The following is a 23816-nucleotide window of genomic DNA, read 5'->3' on the forward strand; positions in this document are numbered from 1 at the left end:
ACGTATAGGAAGTCCTGAACAACCAGAAAATGATCCAAAATTACTCCATCTGTGAGATTTCCGCGTCGATTTCTGGCCCCACACTAAAGAGGTATACTCTGCGGAGTTTTAAATATAAATAAAACAACTCCGCAGAGTATATTTAAAATTCACAAATATTTATATAAAACAACAAACAGAACAAGAACTGTTGCTATAAAAGACCATGTTCCTAATATACGAATACGTAGCCGATCCGGCACTAAAAAAGACACGCACAGACACGCACAGAAAACACCATAATAAAGTAGGCTGACTGTTAAAAAACTTCCTGAATAAGAACTCAGAAGCCCGATGCCGATAATAACAGAAATACCTGAAATACAGCCAAAAATGCTGCCATATGTTAAGCGCGTAAGAAGTTTAGTACCCATTCCTGGCTCTGTAGCACCGTTTTTTTGTTCTTTCCGATAGCGCGATATCAGCCATAACCGGTTTCCCGAATAAAACAAAAAAGCGCCTGCAAACCCAAGTATCACATATCCAATCTTAACTGTAATGCCACCAAAACTTCCAAAATGCAGTGCAACAAATGTGGTAAGAATACCAAAGGAACGTGACTGTAATCCTGGCATATAATCTGCTGAAAGTATTTTTCCTGACCATGGGTCAAGTTCCGCAAGACCACCAGCAGGGCCACGCATCATATAGCGCTCATCGTGCCCAATTATGCGTAAGGTCAACTCATTTTTTTCTGCTGTGGCATAGTCCAAAACATCCGGGACAAATCCGGGAGCCTGTTTTGCCAATGCCTCCACAATCTCAACGGGTGCGAGTGGTGCAATGGACTGCGCCATACGGTGTGCAGCTATATGATGCGGAATAGGTTCTGGAGCAGAAAACATTGCACTCTGCACATCATAAATGACGCCATAATACGCAAAAAGCACTGAGGAAAGCGCAATAACAATATGAAACGGCAGGCTAAATACACCCAACAGATTATGAATATCCAGCCATTTCTTCCATGTGCCCTGCACAAGACGCAAAGCAAAAAGGTTTTTTGCCAGCAAAGGCAAAAATATAATTACGCCAGATACAAGTGCTATGGCATAAAGTAAGGTAACAATCCCCATAAACCATCTGCTAAATGGCATAAAAACGGGCAGCCCAACATTTTCGTGCAGTTTATCTATAAAATGCGCAACTTCAGATGGTTTGTATTTTACTGTTATCAAATGGCCATCTGGCGCAAGTGCCGCGGCCACCATCTCTGTTGGACCCGCATGCCTTTGTCCAGCTTTTACAGGCCATATCAGCCTGGCTGGCAAAGAATGTGTTGGAGACAGCACAATTTTATATTCTCGCTGTGCTTCAGGATATGCAGTAAATGCTTTATGCATCAACTCCGGTACCTGCTTCATAGCTACTGGCGCTGGTAAGTCGGGAGGTGTTGTCAGCCAGTTTTGAAGAGATGATTCAAAAATACTGATGCTTCCAGCGTAAAATGCCACAAACAAAAATAATCCGGCAAGAATACCTACCCAACTATGAATATCCCTGTACATTTGCACAATGTCAGAGCGTATTTTCATATCTGTAGAGCCTTTAAGGCAAAAAATAGAGCCCAGGCACAAAAAGCTGAAATGGATAGATAATTCCAGGCACGTTTGCCATTAGAAAATAAAAAGCAAAGTGGCAGAAGAATGCACCATAGTAAAACGGTCAACCATACCAAAAACTGTGCAGAAGCTGCTCTTGGGGCACTATCTACGTGAGTCAGAACACCAACAATACCGACAACACCAAATGTCAGTACATTTCCTGGTACAAGTGCAGCCGTAACTTTGGGAAACCAATTCTGGCTTGTGTAATTATATTTACTCTTCATGCTTGCCGACACTTCAACAGAGTAACTGCCAAAGGCACAAGTAACCATGCCAGCATCATCAACAATATTTGCATAAATACTGCAGTAGCACTGCTTTTAATCTGCCATAAGCAGCATAAAGACAGCACCTGCGCACCCCACCCCATTATGCGGAACAAACCTTTTTTATGAAGGGGAGATACAAGAATATGTTGATGGCGGGATGTCGCATACAAAAGGCAACACCCGGCAACAGTGGCCCCTGTTGCGCCCCACATTAGATATTCGGGAGTTATGCCGACCATGGATATCCCACAAAGTTAAAAGCGAAATGCATCACACACATACATTATTGAGAATCATTATCAATATAAATTTTGCACATCAAGCTTCACCGCTTTCTACTCAGAAGGGGCATATTATCTTTTTTGCTTTCCACAACTGCCCCGCTCTCAGGCCATAGCTGGGTATCTTGTACAATCTTGCCAATTCCATTCCGAAGGCTCAAATTTTACTGCGAAGATCAAGTGTATGCGAAAAGGAAGCATGTCCATGAGCCTGATGAGAAAATGTATATTCCCTACCCTAAAAATTACCGCTATCGGGTTAAGCGCTGCATGGACAGGTATAATCGCTTGCTCCAAAGACAAGGAACTGGATACCAATGAAAAATCTGTTCATCTGGCAACCATGGGGTCTGCCGGATTAGTTGGTATTCTTGGTTTTATTCTGCTGCGTAAAGAAGGCTGGGGCAAAACCTCTCGCCCTTGGTTGGGACTAAGCCTTATCGCTAGCCACGGAATTGCAGGCGTGCGTAGCCGTAAAGCTGTTCAGCATCAGGATAAAAAGGATGCTGTACAAAGTGGCATCTTGCAAATTCTTATGGTTATTTTGGCTGCATGTGTGTTTACCACAAAGCCTCATAAAAAAGTCTAAATAATACCACCCCAATACTTTACGCTATGTAAAGTATTGGGGTGTTTTTAAATTAGGCTTCCTGATGGCTTTCCATCCATTGTTTGATTAATGTGTATGTAATGGAAAGAATCATTGGCCCTACAAAAATTCCAGCCAAACCTAAAGCCGCCAACCCACCAATAACTCCCATCATGATAAGAACCAACGGAATATCCGCTTGTTTCCGTATCAGGTATGGGCGCAGCATATTATCCAGAAAAATGGTTAAAAACGTTATAGCAAGCAGAACAATTGCTGACACAGTCCCTTTATCAAAATAAACCCAGATAACGGCCGGAAAAAGCGTAACCCCTGGTCCCGCCTGCAACAAACAGGCCATAAAAGTAACCGCTGTAAGAATACTGGCCCATGGCACACCCGTAAGATACATGCCTCCACCACCAACCAGACTTTCTACAATGGCAGTAAGCGTTACTCCCAATGCTACCCCTCTGATAGTACGCACAGCCAGTTCCAGCATATCCTGCCCATGTTTGCCAGATAATGTTCCTACAAACTTTTCGGATGTGCTTATAAGATACTCTGCTTTTGCCAAAAATATTGCCAGTATAATCAGAGTTAGAAAAAACTGTACTGCAAGCATACCTATGCTACCCGCATAAGACATAAGATAATGCATAATCTGGTCTGGTTGCGGCACAGCCTGCTGCACAATATCCATTGGCTTCATGTTTTGCAGGTGAAGCCACCATTTTTCAAGATATTCACCTACCATTGGTAGATGACGCAGTTTTTCCGGCAGATCAGGTAACTTAAGAGACTTAATGTAGGGAATAATGTTGTTAAACGCATTAGCATGCTTGACGACAGTGGAAACCGCCATCCAAAATGGCAATACAAATAAAGCTACAGCCACCAGAAGCGTACAGGAAATAGCCATTTTACGGCTACCATGCAGCCACGCCTGCAAACGCAACAGTAAAGGCCACATTGTAACTGCAATGGTGCCTGCCCAGATAAGAGCCGGTATAAAAGGCTCCAAAATCCATATAGCGCCCAATACAAGAGTGCACGCAAGCAAGGCAACCAACACAGATCGGGTTCCTGCGCCTGTATCCGGCTTTTGTGTTGGCGCAGATGTCTCTGGTATCATTGTGCGCGCATTCCACGGCTACAGGCTGAACCTGCCGTAAAACTTTTGAGTTCCGGGGGCAGAAGTGCTGCCATATCAGCTTCTTTTAAAAGCTCCCGTCCTCGTCCAGACCATTTGGCCATACTTACATGAGGGCTACTAAAAGACCCACTTACCATAACGGGAATTTCCATAGCCAATAAACCTTTGGCGCCATTACTGGCAAAAACCAGTTCAAACGCTTTTCTGTTCAGATCAAACTCTGCTTTTCCCACAATATTACCTGCATCTGATTTTATGCGTAATGGCTGCACAATACCTTTACCACGATGCATTTCTAGCGCACCCAACAGACATGACACCCCTGCTTTGCCCTTACTTTCACGAAAGAGGCCCCCAACATCTGTTGTTGCAATATCCATAACTTCTCGGGAAATTGTGCCTGTATTCATGCCTACGGCAGCCGTTACATTGGCAAGGCGCGAGGCTTCGTTCAAAGTCTGGATATTATCGGCATGTGTTAACACACGGATACTCAGCTTTCCTCCAACAGGAAAAGGTGCAAACCCGGCCTGCTTGCGAAACTGATCTATATCTGCATTCTCTACATTCACAGTTGCCTGCACACGCGTGCCATTCTGGCCAGCCAGCAAATATCCAGATGCCCGAATATCAGATCCAAGCCAATTTAATTGCATGGAACTTACATCCACACGGCCCGGTGTCTGGCTAAAACTGATTTGGGCTTGCTTGAAAACAAGCGCATTATACAGCACCGTATCTGCTGCCAGCGTAACGTTAATAAGTGGATCCGGATGCAAAGGCACTTGTAGCGGCACATCGATGCCGCTGGTAGATGTTTTGTTTTTTTCAGAAGAACTCCCCAAAAGAGCATTCAGATTCAGACGGGAAAAGCCCATGGAACCCGAAACCTTATCTGGCTGCCCGGTCGCCCCTTCTGTAAACACCACATCAGCATTACGGATCGGGCTTTCCTTTAACGCACCGGTTGTATGATCAAGATGCCAGACATCACCTTTATGCGTAAAATGCCCAGAAAGTGTAACTGGCTGCGTCATTTTACTCTCTGTTTCACCCGCAAAAGCCATGATGGGGCGAGATGTTGCTGTCTGTAAATCCAGCTTTGCATCAATACCATCAAAATCGAACAAGTCCGTCATGGTACCATTCAAATGCAAAGATAAATCGCCTGATGCAGCATGAATATCTGTTCCATAAGGCTTACCTGCCTGCCGCAAAATATCTATTGGCTGCATATTGGCCTGCAATGTTACGGGTGTGCCGTTATATGCTCCGTTTACGTCCATTACCAAAGGTGCGCTGTCACTTATCGAATGCAAAGTAACTGCCTGCAGGCCCGTTACGTAACTACGCCCATGTGCTGAACGATAAATAATCTCGCTATCTGTAATAGCTGCATCTCTCAGTCCAGGAAACCATATGTTACCGCTAGGCTCTTTTTGATGAGATGGCGCAGAAGAAGCCTTTTTGCCAAACCTCCAATTAGGTTCACGCGCAGGCGTACGCTCAAAAAGACCAGAAAATCCGTCAATTTTTACATCTCGGGCCTGCATTTGTCCTCTTAGCAAAGAACTCAGCAGAATTTGGGCATGCAGATGCTTCAAACGCATCATATCTGCGCGGCTGCCTTGGGGAATATTGGCCAGATGCAAATTCTCCAGATCTACCGTTATCCACCGCCCAAAACGGACATGCAGTGCCTCAATCTGGGTTTTTCGACCAAGTGACGCACTTATCTTATCTGAAGCAATATGCGCCAGATTATACCGCGGAAGCCCAGCAACCAGCATGCCAGCGGCTACACCAGAAACAGCCAGAACGCTCCCGGCCAGCCATACCCAACGGGGCATACAATTACCTTTCCCAACAATTTATCTGAAGGTACAATGCGGAAATATTATAAAAATTTCCACGGAATTATTTTCTTTCAGATCTGTATATTTAAAATTATCTTTCTGATTCAAGAAAAGGCAGAACACTACGATATATTTGTAGTTCTTCATTTGTTGGCATAACACGAATTTTTATCTTGCTATCTGGCTTACTGATCACAGGCGCATGCGCTGCATTGGCAGCCTTATCAATTTCCACGCCCATCCATGCCAGTGCGTGACAGACATCTGCGCGCAAACATTCATCATGCTCACCAATGCCTGCGGTAAACACAATGCCGTCCACGCCACCCATAATGGCCATTAATGCACCAATTTCTTGCACAATCCGATAAACAAATAGCTCAAGCGCTTCTGAAACCTGTTTACGCTGCACGGCATCCTGACTTTGCGCCAATGTTGCGCGCAAAATACGCATATCGGATGAAACGCCAGAAACACCCAACAAGCCCGATTGATGATACAGCGTGGTAACCAGCGTTTTCCAATCCGCTTTTTCAGATTGCACCATATAAAGTAACGCGCCTGGATCTATGGCACCGCAACGCGTTCCCATCATCAACCCATCAAGCGCGGAAAAACCCATGGTTGTTTCCAGGCTTTTGCTTGCACGCAATGCACATAGGCTGGCACCACTGCCAAGATGCGCAACAATAGTGCGCCCCTGTGCCAACGCAGGATCAACCTCTGCCAAACGGCCTGCAATATAGCTGTATGAAATACCGTGAAACCCATAGCGCCGTATGCCATGCTCTGCATAACGCCGCGGAAGCGGCAAAAGCCGCGCCATTTCCGGGATAGTTTGATGAAAGGTGGTATCAAAACAGGCCACCTGCAAAATATCTGGACGTTTTTCAAAAATAGCTTTTGCGGGGGCCAACGTAGCAGCCTGATGCAATGGATCAAACGGTGTGAGCTTATCCAGCTGCCTGAGCGTATCCAGTGTAATTTTAACTGGCTGCAGAAATTCCGCCCCACCGTGTACAATGCGGTGCCCTACAGCCAGCACACGTCCCTGCCCCGAATATTGCTCAAACCACTGAAAAAGATGGCCAAAAATATGTAGCCCAGTTTCTGGCCACTTTTCCTGAACCAGAAGTTTTCCCCCAGCCTCTTTGGCCGTAAACTGAGAATGGTCTGGAAACTCTTCAATCTCTCCATGCAGTAAAACCTGCGGATCAACATGGCCTGAAAAAGCATAAACCGTCAGCTTCAGGCTTGAAGATCCGCTATTAAAAACAACAATAACATCCTGCACAGAGTAACTTCCTTGTTTTTAGGCTATTTTTCAGCTCTGCCCGCTGGCAAGATGATGGGCATAAAGCGCCCCAATGGCTATGGAAGCCAAACGCGCCTGCACGCTATTGGCTCGGCTGGTTAGTAATACGGGAACAGAAGCCCCCAAAACAATACCTGCGGAATCTGCACCCGACATAAAAATCATATTTTTTGCCAACATGTTCCCGGATTCCAGATCTGGGGCGACCAAAACTTGCGCGCGCCCAGCTACAGGAGAAACAATTTTTTTTATTTTTGCAGCCTCAAGACTGATGGCATTGTCCATAGCCAAGGGACCATCAAGAACACCACCGCATATTTGCCCCCGCTCTGCCATCTTGCATAAACAGGCAGCATCCACTGTGCCGGGTATTTTGGAATTAACAGTTTCCACAGCAGAAAGAACGGCAACGCGCGGTGCGCCCAGCCCTAATCCATTATGCAGATCTATCGCGTTTTGTACAATATCGCGCTTTACATCCAGATCAGGAAAAATATTGATGGCTGCATCTGTTACAAACAGCAAGTCCTCATAATCGGGTACGGCCAGCACAAATACATGGCTAATACGCCTGCTGGTGCGCAATCCGCTATCGGCCTCAACAATTGCATGCATAAAAAGATCGGTATGCAGGCTGCCTTTCATCAAGGCTTTCACGCGTCCATCTCTTACCAAGGCTGTTGCCTTCTGAGCCGCTTCTGCCGGTGTTGCAACATCAACAATAACAGCCTTGTCCAACGCTATCCCGCTTGCCTGTGCAACGGATACAATAACACCCTTATCACCCACCAGAACAGGCTCAATAATGCCGCGTTGTGCTGCATCCATTGCGCCTTCAAGTGCATGTTGTTCACATGGCCACACAATACCAACAGGTACCAACCCCGGCAACTGAACAGCACGTGATACCAACTGTTCAAACGCCTGATGGCTGGATGAGGCAGAGTGACCCGGCATTTCCACCGCATTTTGTGTGTAATGTGCACCCTGATCTTTGCTGGAAAGGATTTTGTTCATATCATTGAGCTTTGCAGTTATCTTGAAATATCAGGAAGCCGGGCAGATAGAATGTGCCTGTATTGCTTGCGCAAGAAATCCTCGGCCTGAATGGCTGTTCCCTTGGCCGCCATACGCCCTTTGAATGCCGCTACAGACCCAAGCTTTTGCTCAGACATCCACCTTTGCAACTCTTCTACAAGAGTGGAAATATACTGCGGCCCTTTCTGCAACAAAACAGAGGCCACCATAGCCACGTCCGCCCCTGCCAGCAGACATTTGGCAACATCCAGGCCGGAGTGAACCCCTCCGGATATTGCCAAATTTGCCTGACAATGTTCAGACAGCAAAGCCGCCCACATCAGTGGCAATCGTAATTCATAAGCAGCACTGGGGACAAAGCCGGTCTCAGCGCTTTCTGTTATCGAACGTAACCCAGGCTCATAAAAACTATTAAACAGGACAATACCATCAGCCCCACTTTCCGCTAACCGTTTCACCATATTGCCTGGCGCACTTAAAAATGGAGAAAGTTTGACGCTAACGGGTACTTTGACTTGCGCCCGCACATCCCGCAGCACCTGTATACAGCGTTCCTCCACCTGTGCGCCTGTTTCATCCGGATTGGTGGGCACATGCCAGAAGTTGAGTTCAATCGCAGCAGCACCTGCTTGCTCCATATCCTTGGCAAAACGCAACCATCCGGCTGGAGTGCTCCCATTCAGGCTGGCAATAATCGGCACCCCAGCCCTTTCTGCTGCATTCCGCAACACGGCTAAACGCCCATCCAGCGGAGCAGTATGATGCATGGTGGGAAAATACCCTGATGCTTCGGGCTGGGAGTTTTCTCCTGTTTCCCACAATGCTGCTTCCGCCAGTTCCTCCGCCCGGATATCCTCTTCAAAAACAGAGGCCATCACAATGGCTGATGCACCGGCATCTGCCACACGCAAAATACTTTCCAAATCCGCAGTAAGGGGAGATGCCGAAGCCACTACAGGATGTGCAAGATTCAACCCAAGATAGTTTGTACGAATATCCATTGTCATATTGCTCCCGTATGGCCTCAGTTCACATCTTCCCAATGAGGGAGGAAGCGGCTGCCATCACGGGCGGCCATGTCTTCGTAAATCCGGTAACGTTCATTGGCCGCTGCCTGCGCCTGATCCAACAAATGCGCTGCATTTTGCGGATGTGTGCGTGTAAGTGTTTTGTACCGGAGTTCACGATACGCGTAATCTTCCAGCGGAATGCGAGGACGTGTTGAATCCAGACGGAAGGGATTAAGCCCGCTTTTACGCATGGTGGGATCAAACCGGAACAATGGCCAGTAACCAGATGCCACAGCGCGGGCCTGCTGCTTCATACCGGTGCGCATATCTATGCCATGCGCAATGCACTGTGAATATGCCAGAATAAGGGATGGCCCCTCATATGCTTCTGCTTCCCGCATTGCGATAATGGCTTGTTCCGGGTTTGCCCCCAACGCAATCTGAGCCACATACACATTGCCATAAGCAATTGTCTGCAAGGCAAGATCCTTACGGGGCACACGTTTGCCACCCGCGGCAAATTTAGCCGCAGCACCCAACGGCGTTGCCTTGGAAGACTGCCCACCAGTGTTGGAATACACCTCCGTATCCAGCACAATCACATTGACATTGCGCCCCTGCGCCAATACGTGATCCAGCCCTCCGTAATCAATATCGTATGCCCAGCCATCACCTCCAACAATCCAGATGGAGCGCCGGATCAGAAAATCTGCAACAGAAAGCAGCATGGCAGCCTCTGGCGTGTTCATATCCGCCAACTTGTTGCGGAGCGCGCTTACGCGGGCGCGCTGGAGCGCAAACTCACTTTCTGTAACCTGTGGCGCGTTCAGAATGGCTGTTGCCAGATCCTGCCCTACACTATCGGCCTGCTTTTGCAATAATTGCCGAGCGAGAGATTCCTGCTTATCCGCAGCCAAACGAAAGCCCAGCCCGAATTCTGCGTTATCTTCAAACAGTGAGTTCGACCACGCAACCCCACGTCCCTGTGCATTGGCCTTCCATGCATGCGCAGGTGTGTTGCCGGCATAAATGGCCGAGCAACCCGTTGCATTGGCAATTTGCAATCTGTCTCCAAACAACTGGGAGATCAGTTTCAGGTAAGGCGTTTCACCACATCCTGCACAGGCACCACTGAACTCAAACAAAGGTTCCAAAAACTGCACACCACGCACATTGGCCTCGTTAATGGCAGCCCGGTCCACTTCTGGTAAATGTTCAAAAAACGCTATATTTCTGCGTTCCTGTTCCAAAATGGGTAATTTCTCGCCCATGTTAATGGCGCGTGTTTCACCATCGGAGTTGATTGCAGGACAGTTTTCAACGCACACACCACAACCTGTGCAATCTTCTACATAGAACTGAAGGGTAAAACGGGTATCAGGATACCCTCGTGCGTTCACTGGCGCGGATTTAAAGCTTTCTGGAGCGTTTGCCAGATCCTTGTCTTCATAAGTTTTGGCGCGGATCACGCTATGGGGGCAAACAATACTACACTGTCCACACTGGATACAGGTATCCGGGTTCCAGATTGGCACTTCTACCGCAATATTGCGTTTTTCATACTGCGTTGTGCCACCCGGAAATGTGCCATCTGCAGGAATACGACTGACTGGAATATTCTCTCCCCTGCCCGCCATAATTTCTGCTGTCACCTGCTGCACAAATAATGGCGCAGAAACCGGCACAACTGGTGGCATGGGTAATGTGCCCTCAGCCTTGGCTGGCACAGTTACTTCATGCAAAGCCGCCACAGCCGCATCTACTGCACGGAAGTTAAGCTGCACAACGGTATCACCCTTTGCGCCATAGGTTTTCTGGATGGAATCCTTAATGGCAGCAATGGCTTCATCCGGCGGTAATACATTGGACAGATGGAAGAAGCATGTTTGCAAAATGGTGTTAACGCGCGGTCCCAGACCAAGCTTGAGCGCTACATCTGAGGCATCAATCACAAAAAACCGTAGTTTCTTGCCAGCAATCTGATCCTGCACTTTGCGCGGAATCTGCTCCCACACTTTATCTGCCGCATAGGGGCTGTTCAGCAGAAAAGTGGCGCCATTATTGGCTGCACCCAGAATGTCACGCCGAAACAGAAAATCGAACTTATGGCAGGCTACAAAATCTGCATGGCGAATAAGGTACGGCGCCTGAATGGGAGATTTGCCAAACCGAAGATGGGATGCTGTTTCTGCGCCAGATTTATGGGAATCATAATCAAAATAAGCCTGAGCATACCATCCCGGTTTTTCGCTTAGTATTTTAACACTGTTCTTGTTCGCGCCCACGGTGCCATCTGCACCAAGACCATAAAATAGACAACGTACCGTATCTTCTGGCTCTATATCAAAGGTTTCATCATATTCCAGATGGGTATGTGAAACGTCATCAATAATACCTACTGTAAAGTGATTTTTGGGTGTGGGCTTTTTCAGTTCATCAAAAATAGCCCGCGCCATGGCTGGACTGAAATCACGCGAGGAAAGCCCATACCGCCCACCGATAACACGCGGCATGTGCGAGAACTGGTTATTGGCCACGCCTTCTACCAGCACACCAACCACATCTGCATGCAGTGGCTCCATTGGTGCACCTGGCTCCTTGGTACGGTCCAGAACAGCAATGGATTTTACGCTTGCCGGTAACGCTTTTAGAAAATGCTCCGCAGAAAATGGCCGGAATAATCTTACCTGCAACGCACCAACTTTTTCACCATGTGCGTTCAACCATTTTGCTGTCTCCCGCACCACTTCGGAGCCAGAACCCATGGAGATAACCACACGTTCAGCATCTGGCGCGCCGACGTAATGATAGAGGTTGTATTGGCGACCTGTGAGAGATGCAAACTTATCCATGCTTTCCTGCACCAATGCAGGCACGCGCGCATAAAACGGGTTAACGGCTTCTCTGGTCTGAAAATAGGTATCAGGATTTTGCCAAGTGCCACGGATAAATGGATGTTCCGGGTTAAGCGCTCTTTGCCGATGCGCATGCACGAGCTGATCATCTATCATCTGGCGGATAACATCATCCGACACCAGGGAAAGACTGTTGTATTCGTGCGAAGTACGAAAACCATCTGCAAAATGAATAAAGGGAACACGCGCAGCCAAGGTTGCGGCTTGTGCAATCAGCGCCAGATCATGAGATTCCTGCACCGAGCCCGCGCCCAACATGGCAAACCCCGTGGAGCGCGCCGCCATGATATCCTGATGGTCACCAAAAATAGAGGAAGCACCCGCTGCCAATGCGCGTGCAGCCACATAGAAAACTGTTGATGTCAGCTCACCTGCAATTTTGAACATATTCGGCAGCATGAGCATAAGGCCCTGAGAGGCCGTAAAGGTTGTTGTAAGCGCGCCGGTTTGCAAAGCACCATGCACACAACCAGCCGCCCCGCCTTCTGCCTGCATTTCCTGCACAACGGGCACTTCACCCCAGATATTCTGTACACCTTGGTCAGACCATGTATCGGCCAGTTCCGCCATGGGGGATGAAGGCGTAATAGGGTAAATTGCACATACCTCATTCACACGATAAGCAATATGCGCAACTGATGTATTGCCATCCATTGTCTGGAGGTGTTCGGTCATGACATTCTCCATTTTATGCACGCACCTTGAAGCGCGCAGGCATAACAGGCTCACCCAAACTTCCCTTGGTAGGTGTGGCCTCTCGTGGTTCCGGGTCCATCTCAATGGCATGGCAGGGGCATTGTTCTGCACAAACGGCGCATCCGGTACATAAATCCATGGCAACGGCATATCCCTTCCCTGGCCCTAGCCGCGTAATGGCTTGTTCAGGGCAAGAGGCATAGCAATTGTCACATTCAAAACAGTTGCCACAGGAGAGGCACCTACCCGCTTCATAGCGGGCCGTTTTTTCATCCAGACCGGCGAATATTTCATCAAATCCGGCGCGTTCCGTTAAGGGCCGTTCCGGCTGCTGGCTTCGGTCTGCCTGTGTGTAATCAGGCAGGTGCAGCATATCAAATGAGACAAGCGGATGTGCCGCCGGGTGCACATAATGGTGCCCAGCCAAATAGGCATCTATAGCACGTGCTGCCAGCTTTCCGTGGCCTGTAGCGGTTGTCATGGTGCGCGCACCACCTATACAGTCCCCACCGGCAAAAATACCATTCTGCCCTGTCATGAGCGTTGCCGCATCTACTGCGACTGTATCGTTCTTGTTTATGCGAATATCAGTAGCGGCTTTAAGCAGTGCCAGATCACTATGCTGCCCCACAGCCATCACCACCGCATCTGCGGGCAGATGCATGGTCTGCCCCGTGGGGGTTACGCTGCCATCTGGGTTCATGGTCACTTTTTCAACTGTTACCCCATCAGCACCAAAATGATCGGCAACACTGAGCCATTCAATTTTAACGCCTTCGGCAAATGCCGCCTCTGCCTCGCTCGGCAAAGCTTCCATATGTTTGGGATCATAGCGGAAAATCAGCACCGTATCTCTGGCGCCCAAACGTTCTGCTGTACGGGCTGCATCCATAGCCACATTGCCACCCCCAATAATGGCAACACGGCTGCCCAGCTGAGGTCTTTCACCTTTGCTTACGTCATCCAGCAGGCTTACGGCATCCACTAATTTTTTGCCATCTGTTGCGGGAATATCCAGATGGTTGCCCAATTGTGCCCCGACAGCCACAAATATAGCATCAAACCCACCTTGCTGGCGTGCCTGCTCTATATCATCCACTCGTACATTGCAGCGCAGCGTAACACCCGGCATGGATGTTATTCTGGCAATCTCATCTTTAAGAGGTTGGCGTGGCAGCCTGTAAGCCGGGATGCCATGCATCATCATCCCACCCGGTTCTGCTGCGGCTTCATGGATTTCCACCTGATGCCCCAGCTTGGCAAGATGATAGGCGCAGGACAGCCCAGCCGGACCGCTTCCAACAATAAGCACTTTTTTGCCGGTTGAAGGCGCCGACTGAAAATTCCAGCCGTTCTGCACGGCCAGATCGCCCAAAAACCGCTCTACTGCGTGTATGGATACCGCGCCGTCCAAACTCCCACGATTACAGCCACTCTCACATGGGTGGTAACAGGCCCGACCATGCACCGCAGGCATGGGGTTGTTTTCCGTAAGTGCGCGCCAGGCTTGTTCATATTCTCCTGCTTGTGCATGCGCTAACCAGCCCTGAATATCTTCCCCTGCGGGACAGGCATGATTACAGGGTGGCAAAAAGTGCTTGTAAACCGGCCTTTGCCATCGAGAGCTTCCAACACCTTTGCGTGTTGTATCCTGCATGACCTGTGTCATGTCGTGCAGCTTTATTGTCATGTAGGTTCTCTCCCGATCCCCGTGGTCAATAAATGACCATGCGCATGCAATGCGCGTTTACGGAGCACATTTCGAAAATATATACATGCACCGCAATGCGATTTACACAGGAAGACAAAAATCGAATAAAACGTCAACTTTAATTTTATAAAACATATTTTCCGATTTGATTTTTTTTTGCAAATAATTTTCATTCGGAATCATTTTGAGGTGATAAAACCTATTCATAAAGGAAATAAGAACCAAAACAGTTCTGTATTTTGAAGAATAATAAATTTGACATTTAATTCAATTTTTATAATGCCTATTTTCTATTTCTTATCTTCAATAGACTATTCTTACGCCATGAAATCCATTCGATATATTACATTCAAAAAATGTTATTTAACTACAAACTCATGTAAATTATTACAATGAATAGATAAATATATATGTTTTGTTTGTATTTTGTTTTTATTATTACTTATATTGTGCTTTATTTTATGATAATTATATAATATTTTGTGTAATTCATTGATAAATACATTATTTTCCTTCAGAGTTTTATTGCTGCTTTCAGGCAGGAAGAATTTATTGTAAATAGCAGGGGCGAGAAGGATCTTGGAGTTTGTGAGAAATTGACAGAACACCTGCAAAAGCCTGCTACCAAGGCTATACCTACCACACCCAAGCCCAAAAAGTCCTATCGCGCTTCTCAAAAACGCGAAATGACACGTGCCTTCAAGCAGGAATCTTTTGAAAGTGCAGCATGGAAAGTATTTTCCAGCATTGGCCTGGATGCTGCAACTGTTCGGGATATTGTTGCCTTAAGCAACGTTTCGCCTGGAAGCTTTTATAATTACTATAAAACCAAAGAAACTATCTTTGACATTATTCTTGTAAAAGTTGCGCAACGCGTAGGAAATGCATCCCGCATGGCACGGCAGGAAGAAGATAATCTGGATATAATGCTCCAGAAAGGCCAATGCGCGGCCTTTCGTGAACTTTTAAGTATTAGTGGCGCACCGCATTTTCTGGAACTTAACCAGCACCATATCAGAGCCAAACTTTTTAACATGGCCGAAATACGTGAAATGCTGGATGATCTGAAGCAAAATCTGCTCAGGCTGGTTCCCATGAAAAACACATCTCCAGAACGTATGGATTTTATTGCCGCTTCTGTCTTAACGACAGCGCTGGAGGGATTGCTTTATATTGCACGCAACCCTTTGGTTGATATTGACCAAACCTCTCAACTTACGGCGGGCATGGCGGCGGCGGCTATTCGCGCGGCAGCCGCAGCTACGGCATAAACTGGTATTATTCCACTTTATGCCCTTGCGTTGCTTTATGTTTTATCCTGCCGCAGAAGTAAGATGCGTGTACAGGATGGAGCAACCAATCAGCATAAGTGCAATGCCGCCACAAATTTCTGCATAACGGCCGATCCATACACTGGCATGCCGCCCCAGCATAACACCTGCTGTTGCCATAATCGTGGTAACTGCGCCAATAACCAAACAGGCGGATAAAATATTCACCTGCATCACACCCAAACTCACCCCAACTGCGGTAGCATCTATACTGGTTGCCAAGGCTGTACCAATAAGCCCCCATACCCCACGGCCAGAAACTTTGTTGGGTTGCGCAGCCACAGCTTCTTCCACTGGCTCATCTTTCATGGCCAGACGGATCATGTTGCCGCCAATACCGCACAACAACACAAACGCTATCCAATGATCTACCGCGGCAATCCACGTACTTAATGCCAAGCCAAGCACCCACCCCACAACTGGGGTAATGGCTTCAAAAAAGCCAAATACAGCACCAATGCGTAAAGCATCATTCCAACGTGCGTGTTTAACGCTGGCACCTTTACCAACCGCAGCTGCAAATGCATCCACAGAAAGGGAAAGCCCCAAAACACCGAGCGTGAAAATACCAGTCATAAACAAGTCCAAGGGCCGCAAAACACAAACAGCACACACCTGCCCCCGGCCACAGCTAAGGCAAGAATGCCGTTGGTCTTGCTTGGCGTTTTTTAAAACGCTGTCTCCGCCATGGTCTACTGACCAAGTATGTTGACGAAGACCCCTCTGCAACAGAGGGTGGCTACTCCCCAATGAACGCAGCCTCTCTATCAACATCATATATATTCTGCAATAGCTTAATCCATAAGACGTTGCACAACAGATATAGAGTTCGTAAGAATTCAATATCAGAAAGTGAACGTTGCATTAAACCAGCCGTTAATATGCTGAACTCCGATAACGCAAGATGCATATCAGATAAAAAGGGCTAAAAAACCTATGATAAAATTGTATTATACACCGGGTGCCTGCTCTTTGGCCTCCCACATTATTCTGAATGAAACACGCCTTCCTTTTGGTTTGGAGAAGGTCAATCTCAAAACCAAAACATTGGAAGACGGTCGTGATTATCTAAAAATCAATCCTCGCGGGGCGGTACCTGCCATAGAAATTTCACCAGGTGTTGTACTGACCCAGAATGTGGCTATCCTCCCCTATATTGGTGATCTTTCTGATATTGCCGCATTTCGTCCAGCCCCCACGTCTCTGGACCGTTCTCGCCTGTTAGAAGCACTTGGATTTTGCGAAGATGTCCACAGCGCGTTTGGTATGCTTTTTACGCCCGACCTTTCCGAGGCCACATATGCGCTGTGCCTGAAAACTGTGACACGGCGCCTTGAACAGCTTGAACAACTTCTGGAAACAAATGGCACCGACTATTTGCTTCCTGCCGGATTTAGCCAACCCGATGCACTTATGGCTGTTATTTTAAGCTGGGCCACACCTTTAAATATTGATCTTTCAGCCTACCCCAAAGCGCGAACGCTGCGAGATAAAGTATTTAATCGCCCTGCTACGCAAGCGGCCCTTAAAGCTGAAGGTCTAGTATAAAAATACTTTTCTCCTGCTCTACCATTATTTACTGAGCAGGAGAAACCACATACATGCCCGTTGCACGTGCTGGGGAAATCAGCACCAAGCCTGCCGCACGCGCAGTGCGCACAGCTAGTGCTGTTGGCGCAGAAAGTGACACCACAGCCGACATGCCTGCTGCTATGGCTTTTGCTGCCATCTCATAAGAACAGCGGCTTGTCAGGAAACAAAATCCTTCTGTAAAATTTACCTGATTTTGCAACCCATGCCCTATCAGCTTATCAAGCGCATTATGTCGGCCGACATCTTCCCTAATATGTAAAATATGCCCATCAGATTGGCACCATGCTGCTGCATGCAGCATGCCTACACCTTTGTTTAAAACCTGATGATCTCGTAAATTTTCCAATGCTTTATGAACTGCACCTATATCTGGCTGCTTCCCCACCACACCGCATTTTTTCCGATTTGTTATGCTTTCCATATCACTACCGCAAATACCGCATCCTGTGCGCCCAGCTATTGGGCGGCGCGTACGTGCCAGAACTTTGCGCATGGCCGCAGCGCTTATGCGGATATCTGCACGTAAACCATCAGGTTCTGCTGTCACCTGTATTTGTCGCAAATCTACAAAAGAAGAAATAATATCTTCAGTAAAAGAAAAACCTAAAATAAAATTATTTATATCATGCGGTGTTACCATCATAACCGCATAATCAATACCATTATACACCAATGCAAGCGGCACTTCTTCTGCCACCATAAGTATTTGTTGCTCTTGCACAAGCAAGGCTTTTTCCTGCCCGTGCATCCAGTTGATGCGATTTGCTGTATATGGGTGCGCTATAGGAAAAATAATATCTTCCGACATTACTTTGTCTCTTTTACCGCACCAGCATGATATGCAGAAACACAATATTTTTGCGCAAGTATGAGATCCTGAGGCGTATTAATATTCATAAAAGGGTCCATGCCACCTATTAAAGGAAAATCTACTGCACGCGCACCTAACGCACTGGCAAATACGCGCACACGCGTTTGGTATTTTTTATTCTCTGGAGTCAGATGAGATAATTGTGCGGCAAGCATTGGCCGACAGGAAACCGGCCACCCCGCCACCAAAGGATGAGACTGCCCAGCACAACGCGCATAAGAAGGCGCGGGCAAAAGTGTGGCAACAATTTTATCAGGAATAAAAGGCGTATCCACCGGTATTGTTATCAACGTGTCATAACCACCGGCCTCGGCCCATTCCAAACCGCTTAACAAGCCTGCCAAAGGCCCTACATCGCGCACACTATCGGGCAAAACAGGGCATTTCCACACATTAAAGCGTGCGGCATCACCATTCGCGCTAATGGCTACGGCATGACATTCCTGTTGCAATCGCACTAAAACACGATCCAGAGAAAGCTTATCCCCTATATCCAGAAAAGCTTTATCCTGCCCAGCCATACGGCTGGCTTGCCCCCCTGCCAATACCAGTCCTGCTATAGCCATATCTATTCCATTATTCGCAATATGCCGTGTTTATTGAGTCGGTTGTATTGCACGCAAGCAAAACAGCAAGGCCACGCTTTTGCGCGCCTGAATATAAAATTATCTTATAAGATAACGGAACATTTTCTATTTATTTAATAGGAAAAATTGGCTGGGGGACCTGGATTCGAACCAGGGCTGACCGGGTCAGAGCCGGTAGTTCTACCGCTAAACTATCCCCCACCAAACTGGGCCTTACAGAAGCTTTCAAGAAGCATTCCCGTGCGGTGAGGCTCATCTAGCATTGCGCTTTGCAGCATGCAACCCCCTTTTCCAAAAGAATTTTCATTTTGTCACATATTTGTCTTGCTCCCTGCGCGTGAGAGCCCAAAATAAGAAACAATATGGATTAACTTCTCGTTTAAGGACCGGACAGATGGATCGTCCCCCTTCCTGGACCGGCCGGTCTGGCAGATTTGTATTGTCCTCTCCATTAGCCAGTGGAGAGGAAGATCTTTTTGCAGCGCTTGATCTGGGAACAAACAATTGCCGCTTAATGGTTGCCACCCAAACAGCAGGCGGTTTTCGGGTTGTAGATAGCTACAGCAGAATGGTAAAATTAGGAGAAGGTCTGCACCATACCGGCAAGCTCCATAAAGCTGCCATGGATCGCACCATGGAAGCCTTGCATATCTGCGCAGAACGCCTAAACAGATGGCCGGTGCGGGAAATACGTGCTGTTGCAACCGAAGCTTGCCGCCGTGCGGAAAATGGACAGGATTTTCTCCAACACGTTCGCCAGCAAACTGGGTTTGATATTAAAATCATTTCCGGGCGGGAAGAAGCGTGTCTGGCAGTAGAAAGCTGCGCTAATCTGCTTCACAATCCGCGTTTTGGGCCTCCACGCAATCGAGCCTTACTTTTTGATATTGGTGGAGGATCAACCGAAATTGCTTGGGTGCGCACTGATTCCGTTCGTCAAACAGAAGAGTTGATCGGATATCTCAGCCTGCCCGTAGGTGTGATTACACTCTCAGAGCAATTTGGACATGCCCAAAGCACGGATGACCGCGCCTATCGAAAAATGGTGGATTATACGCGCCAACATTTACGTGAATTTGAAAATGTCTATCGGATCAAGCCAGAAATCCGGCGGAAACAAACACGTCTGATTGGCACAAGCGGCACAGTTACAACGCTTGCCAGCCTCATCTTAAACTTGCCGCGTTATGCGCGTGCAGCCGTTGATGGATCTTTGCTTCCAGCTTCCAGCGCCAGATTGGCAGTGCGTACCTTACAAAAAATGGGGGCAACTGGCATTGCCCGGCATCCTTGCATTGGCCCTGACCGCGCTCCGTTTGTTCTGCCGGGATGCGCTATTTTTGAGGCCATTCATGATGTCTGGCCAGTAGAAGATATTATTGTTGCAGACAGAGGGCTGCGCGATGGCATGGTTTTGCGTATGATCCGGGGTAAATCGGGCATGGCTTCTCGTCGTAATCGTGCGTCTTTATCCATCCCTCCTCATCTCCGTCACTCCATGCAGGCAACAGGCTTATGACTGAAAAGAAAAACCTCCCTACTGGCAGCTCAACGTTGCGCGTGCCTGGCCGTGCCCGCAAAAGCAGCGCAACACCGGGCAGCAGGCTGCTACAAAATGATTCTGATGCACCGCAAAAAATGCGCGCGCAATCGGTTTCGTTACGCACGGCACGCGGGCGCACAACAGCTCAGCAGCGTTGGCTCTCTCGACAGTTAAATGATCCCTACGTGCAAGCGGCGCATAAACAAGGGTGGCGTTCACGCGCAGCATTCAAGCTGATTGAGTTGGATGATCGCTTCCACCTTATCCGCCCCGGCATGCGCGTTGTAGATCTTGGTGCTGCTCCTGGTGGGTGGACGCAGGTTCTGGTGAAACGTGGCGCTGCGCAGGTTGTGGGCGTGGATCTTCTGCCCGTAGAGCCCGTAAGCGGTGCGGAAATTATAGAAGGCGATTTTACGGATCCTGAAATGGATGCGCGCCTTATTGCCCTGCTGGGCGGCAAGGCTGATCTGGTTGTATCTGACATGGCCCCCAACACAACAGGCCACGCCCCGACAGACCATGTGAGAATTATTGGGTTAGCAGAAGAAGCCCTGCACTTTGCCTTTGATATTCTGGCAGAAGGCGGCGGGTTTGTTGCCAAAGTGTTTCAGGGTGGCTCTGAAAAAGCAATGCTGAATACCATGAAGCAGGCCTTCACACAGGTGCGGCATGCCAAACCCCCAGCAAGCCGCAAAGATTCCAGTGAACTCTATGTAGTTGCTACCGGATTTCGCCCTGATCGCATTAAAACGCAGGCTGTATAGTTCTTACAAAGCCTGCCCGCTTTCCTCATCCCCAAAGCCAAGCGGCTCCCCTTACGCCTGAACTGTCGCCATGTTTGTTTTTTAGCAACTCTGTCTGGCAGTCAGGCGTAATAACATACCTTTTCATAACCTCAGGCACCCGTTCATACAGGCAGTTCAGGTTTGAAACGCCACCACCCAAAACAATTGCATCCGGATCAATAATATTCACAATAAGGGCACAGGCCCGCCCTAACCTGTCAACATACAAATCCAGAGCGTGTTGGGCAGCAACATCACCTGCAGCGGCGGCATCTTCAATACCCTGCACGCTACGGTTCCCCACCCCTTTCCATGCCTCTGCCAAAGCTGGCCCACACAAAAAACGCTCCAGACAGCCTGAATTGCCACAAAAACATTTTGGCATGGGAAATTCATCTTCACGCACCCACGGCAAAGGGGTGTGCCCCCATTCTCCGGCAATGTCGTGCAAACCCTTTAAAGGTTTGCCTTCAACAATAATGCCACCTCCCATGCCGGAACCCAGAATCACGCCAAACACCACATTACGCCCAGCCGCAGCTCCATCTGTTGCCTCGGAAAGCGCAAAACAGTTGGCATCATTTTCCACGCGAACAGGAAAGCCCAAAACATTCTGCAAATCATCTGCAAAGGGCTTACCGTTCAGCCATGTTGCGTTCGCATTTTTAACAAGGCGGGTATGTGCATCTACCGCACCGGGAATACCAACCCCCACTGTGGCATAGGGGTTGGTGCGGGCGTGCGCATCATCAACAAGCTTTTTCACTTCACTCAGCAGACCCTGGTAAGTGCCAGGATTGCCAACCCGATGCCGCAAAACCATCTGTCCTTCCGCGTCAAGAGCGACAATCTCGATCTTGGTGCCCCCAATATCGATTCCCAGACGGTAATCCGACATACTTCCAACCCACTGTTTTTATTAACTTTTTAACAGGATGTTTCCTGTAGCAAAAGAAAGTGGCACACTTTAGATACAATATGCCACCAACCTTCCACGGCAGGAATCAGCCAAGATGAATGAAACCGTTCTTGACGCACGCGGGCTGAATTGTCCACTTCCTGTGCTCAAGGCCAACCGCGCGCTCAGGACCATGCAGCCAGGAGAGAAGCTGCGCATATTGGCAACAGATCGCGCTTCCATAACCGATTTTCAGGTTTTTTGCCGCGAAACCGGCCATGCGCTCATTGCATTTACAGATGAAAACGGTGTCTTTTGTTTTACCGTAAAATGTCGCGCCAGTGCCCCCGCAAACAAGCTGAACTAAAAAATCCTGCCTGCCTCACGCCACCCAAGACTTGGCAGACCCCTGCTTATCGGGCTATTGCCTGCCCTTCATGACGAATAGGAACCCCCGCGCCATGTCGGACAACATCAAATCACTGTCTTTCGAGGATGCGCTTTCCGAGCTGGAAAAAATTGTGCGCGGCTTGGAAGGTGGGCAGCTGAAGCTGGAAGATGCAATAACTGCCTATGAACGCGGGGCCGCCCTACGGCAACATTGTGAGGCCAAGCTTAGCGAGGCTGAGGCCCGCGTGCAGGCGATCGTCCAGCGTTCAGATGGAACGTTGGACATGAAACCTATGGACTGAGATGTCGATGACAAACCCGACACCCCCTACTATCAATCGTGCCGCAGATAATGGCGCTCTCCTAAAACAGGATATGGGTGCCCGCGCCCGTGTGATTGAACACACGATTGATACCTTGCTTCCTCCTACTACTGGTGGTGATGCGCGCCTGATAGATGCCATGCGCTACGCAACACTTGGAGGCGGCAAACGGTTGCGCGGTTATCTTGCCATCGTAACAGCAAGCCTTTTTGGTGTTCCAGAAAGCCAGTCTGCCCGCGTGGCCGCCTCCGTTGAAATGCTGCATGCGTATTCTCTCGTGCATGATGATCTTCCTGCCATGGATGACGATGACATGCGCCGGGGCCAGCCTTCCACGCATCGCAAGTTTGATGAGGCCACAGCCATTCTGGCTGGAGATGCCCTTCAAACCAAAGCATTCGAAATTCTAGCCGCTAGCCAAACGCATACAGATGCAAATGTGCGTATTGACCTGATTTCCGCCTTTGCCGAAGCTTCTGGTGCTGCTGGCATGGTTGGCGGCCAGATGATCGATATGGAAGGTGAAGGGCGTGCTCTTCCCCTGAACGAGGTTCGTCATCTGCATGCCCTCAAAACTGGCTGCCTGATCCGTTATTCTGCAGAATCCGGCGCTATCCTTGGTCAGGCCTCTCCTGATCTGCGCCAACGACTACGTTCCTACGGCGCTAACATTGGTGCCGCGTTCCAGATTGCGGATGACGTGCTGGATGCAACAGCCACGGCAGAAGAACTTGGCAAGACGGCAGGCAAGGATGAAGCTTCCGGCAAATCGACCTTCGTTGCTCTTCTGGGTATTGAAGGTGCAAAAGCCGAAGCCCTGCGTGTAACGGAACAAGCCATTGCAGATCTGAAGCCTTTTGGCGCACAGGCTGACCGTCTGCGTGATCTCGCCTATTATGTGATCGAACGGAAAAACTGACCCCATGACCAATCAGCCCCACACTTCACCGATTCCGACGTTAGGGCGTTTTCCTGCGCTGGACCGGGTTCAGTATCCTGCGGACCTGCGCAAC

General features: G+C 48.5%; 21 protein-coding genes, 1 tRNA gene and 1 riboswitch. Of the genes, 8 read left to right on the forward strand and 14 right to left on the reverse strand.

The genetic code is table 11. The annotated features are described in order from the left end of the window. Positions 1-149 precede the first annotated feature (149 nt). Positions 150-1574: a PepSY-associated TM helix domain-containing protein gene (locus CSR02_RS04510; RefSeq protein ID WP_099540721.1), complete on the reverse strand. Its 1425-nt coding sequence runs from the start codon at positions 1572-1574 to the stop codon at positions 150-152. After that, positions 1571-1918 carry a hypothetical protein gene (locus tag CSR02_RS04515; protein ID WP_042787353.1) on the reverse strand — a complete coding sequence of 116 codons (348 nt, stop codon included), beginning with the start codon at positions 1916-1918 and terminating at the stop codon, positions 1571-1573. The genes CSR02_RS04510 and CSR02_RS04515 overlap by 4 nt, the downstream gene beginning before the upstream one ends. A gap of 483 nt (positions 1919-2401) precedes the next feature. Here CSR02_RS04515 and CSR02_RS04520 point away from each other — a divergent pair, with 483 nt between their 5' ends. Continuing rightward, positions 2402-2785, forward strand: coding sequence for a hypothetical protein (locus CSR02_RS04520; RefSeq protein ID WP_183172712.1), 384 nt, complete (start codon positions 2402-2404; stop codon positions 2783-2785). A gap of 52 nt (positions 2786-2837) precedes the next feature. On the opposite strand, the gene CSR02_RS04525 is transcribed toward CSR02_RS04520, so the two are convergent. The 7 genes from CSR02_RS04525 to CSR02_RS04555 all read right to left on the reverse strand — a co-directional run bounded on the left by CSR02_RS04525 (position 2838) and on the right by CSR02_RS04555 (position 14461). Then, entirely contained in the window at positions 2838-3920 is a 1083-nt protein-coding gene (locus CSR02_RS04525) for an AI-2E family transporter (protein WP_042787355.1), read from the reverse strand. After that, the gene (locus CSR02_RS04530) at positions 3917-5791 is read right to left on the reverse strand and encodes an AsmA family protein (protein ID WP_099540722.1); all 1875 of its coding nucleotides are present in this window, start codon (positions 5789-5791) and stop codon (positions 3917-3919) included. The genes CSR02_RS04525 and CSR02_RS04530 overlap by 4 nt, the downstream gene beginning before the upstream one ends. Before the next feature lie 97 nt (positions 5792-5888). Beyond that, complete coding sequence (locus CSR02_RS04535; RefSeq protein WP_099540723.1) at positions 5889-7091, reverse strand: acetate/propionate family kinase; 1203 nt, start codon at positions 7089-7091, stop codon at positions 5889-5891. 30 nt (positions 7092-7121) lie between these two features. Then, positions 7122-8129, reverse strand: coding sequence for a bifunctional enoyl-CoA hydratase/phosphate acetyltransferase (locus CSR02_RS04540; protein WP_099540724.1), 1008 nt, complete (start codon positions 8127-8129; stop codon positions 7122-7124). 17 nt (positions 8130-8146) lie between these two features. After that, positions 8147-9157 carry a dihydroorotate dehydrogenase-like protein gene (locus tag CSR02_RS04545; RefSeq protein ID WP_099540725.1) on the reverse strand — a complete coding sequence of 337 codons (1011 nt, stop codon included), beginning with the start codon at positions 9155-9157 and terminating at the stop codon, positions 8147-8149. Between the two features lie 17 nt (positions 9158-9174). Then, on the reverse strand, positions 9175-12762 hold the full coding sequence (nifJ, locus tag CSR02_RS04550; protein ID WP_099540726.1) for a pyruvate:ferredoxin (flavodoxin) oxidoreductase: 3588 nt from the start codon (positions 12760-12762) through the stop codon (positions 9175-9177). Position 12763: 1 nt separating this feature from the next. Next, positions 12764-14461 carry an NAD(P)-binding protein gene (locus CSR02_RS04555; RefSeq protein ID WP_099540727.1) on the reverse strand — a complete coding sequence of 566 codons (1698 nt, stop codon included), beginning with the start codon at positions 14459-14461 and terminating at the stop codon, positions 12764-12766. A 617-nt stretch (positions 14462-15078) separates the two neighbouring features. On the opposite strand from CSR02_RS04555, the gene CSR02_RS04560 reads away from it, so the two are divergent. Continuing rightward, positions 15079-15753: a TetR/AcrR family transcriptional regulator gene (locus CSR02_RS04560; protein ID WP_099540728.1), complete on the forward strand. Its 675-nt coding sequence runs from the start codon at positions 15079-15081 to the stop codon at positions 15751-15753. Positions 15754-15795: 42 nt separating this feature from the next. Here CSR02_RS04560 and CSR02_RS04565 read toward each other — a convergent pair whose 3' ends face one another. Further along, positions 15796-16389: a manganese efflux pump MntP gene (locus CSR02_RS04565; RefSeq protein WP_042787363.1), complete on the reverse strand. Its 594-nt coding sequence runs from the start codon at positions 16387-16389 to the stop codon at positions 15796-15798. Between the two features lie 5 nt (positions 16390-16394). Beyond that, a riboswitch (yybP-ykoY riboswitch) is annotated at positions 16395-16573 on the reverse strand. 176 nt (positions 16574-16749) lie between these two features. On the opposite strand from CSR02_RS04565, the gene CSR02_RS04570 reads away from it, so the two are divergent. Beyond that, entirely contained in the window at positions 16750-17361 is a 612-nt protein-coding gene (locus tag CSR02_RS04570; protein WP_099540729.1) for a glutathione binding-like protein, read from the forward strand. Positions 17362-17389: 28 nt separating this feature from the next. Here the strand turns inward: CSR02_RS04570 and fdhD are convergent, their stop codons facing one another. The 3 genes from fdhD to CSR02_RS04585 form a co-directional block, all read right to left on the reverse strand. Further along, positions 17390-18214, reverse strand: coding sequence for a formate dehydrogenase accessory sulfurtransferase FdhD (fdhD, locus tag CSR02_RS04575; RefSeq protein ID WP_099540730.1), 825 nt, complete (start codon positions 18212-18214; stop codon positions 17390-17392). Continuing rightward, positions 18214-18843 (reverse strand): molybdenum cofactor guanylyltransferase, encoded by a 630-nt coding sequence (mobA, locus tag CSR02_RS04580; protein WP_099540731.1) that lies wholly within the window; start codon positions 18841-18843, stop codon positions 18214-18216. Before mobA ends, fdhD begins: the two co-directional genes overlap by 1 nt. A gap of 148 nt (positions 18844-18991) precedes the next feature. After that, positions 18992-19065 (reverse strand) — tRNA-Gln (locus CSR02_RS04585). Between the two features lie 193 nt (positions 19066-19258). Here CSR02_RS04585 and CSR02_RS04590 point away from each other — a divergent pair. Together CSR02_RS04590 and CSR02_RS04595 are read left to right on the forward strand one after the other, a co-directional pair. Further along, on the forward strand, positions 19259-20383 hold the full coding sequence (locus CSR02_RS04590) for a Ppx/GppA phosphatase family protein (protein WP_099540732.1): 1125 nt from the start codon (positions 19259-19261) through the stop codon (positions 20381-20383). Then, a complete protein-coding gene (locus CSR02_RS04595) occupies positions 20380-21171 on the forward strand; it encodes an RlmE family RNA methyltransferase (RefSeq protein WP_099540733.1) in 792 nt (263 codons plus the stop codon). Before CSR02_RS04590 ends, CSR02_RS04595 begins: the two co-directional genes overlap by 4 nt. A 25-nt stretch (positions 21172-21196) precedes the next feature. Here CSR02_RS04595 and CSR02_RS04600 read toward each other — a convergent pair whose 3' ends face one another. Beyond that, complete coding sequence (locus CSR02_RS04600) at positions 21197-22090, reverse strand: ROK family protein (RefSeq protein ID WP_099540734.1); 894 nt, start codon at positions 22088-22090, stop codon at positions 21197-21199. 115 nt (positions 22091-22205) lie between these two features. On the opposite strand from CSR02_RS04600, the gene CSR02_RS04605 reads away from it, so the two are divergent. The 3 genes from CSR02_RS04605 to CSR02_RS04615 all read left to right on the forward strand — a co-directional run bounded on the left by CSR02_RS04605 (position 22206) and on the right by CSR02_RS04615 (position 23722). Next, positions 22206-22457, forward strand: coding sequence for a sulfurtransferase TusA family protein (locus CSR02_RS04605; RefSeq protein WP_099540735.1), 252 nt, complete (start codon positions 22206-22208; stop codon positions 22455-22457). 70 nt (positions 22458-22527) lie between these two features. Continuing rightward, entirely contained in the window at positions 22528-22782 is a 255-nt protein-coding gene (locus CSR02_RS04610; RefSeq protein WP_095045845.1) for an exodeoxyribonuclease VII small subunit, read from the forward strand. 1 nt (position 22783) lies between these two features. Continuing rightward, positions 22784-23722 (forward strand): polyprenyl synthetase family protein, encoded by a 939-nt coding sequence (locus tag CSR02_RS04615; RefSeq protein ID WP_099540736.1) that lies wholly within the window; start codon positions 22784-22786, stop codon positions 23720-23722. The last annotated feature ends 94 nt before the right edge of the window (positions 23723-23816 follow it).

The organism is Acetobacter pomorum (assembly GCF_002738225.1).
Lineage (GTDB): Bacteria > Pseudomonadota > Alphaproteobacteria > Acetobacterales > Acetobacteraceae > Acetobacter > Acetobacter pomorum.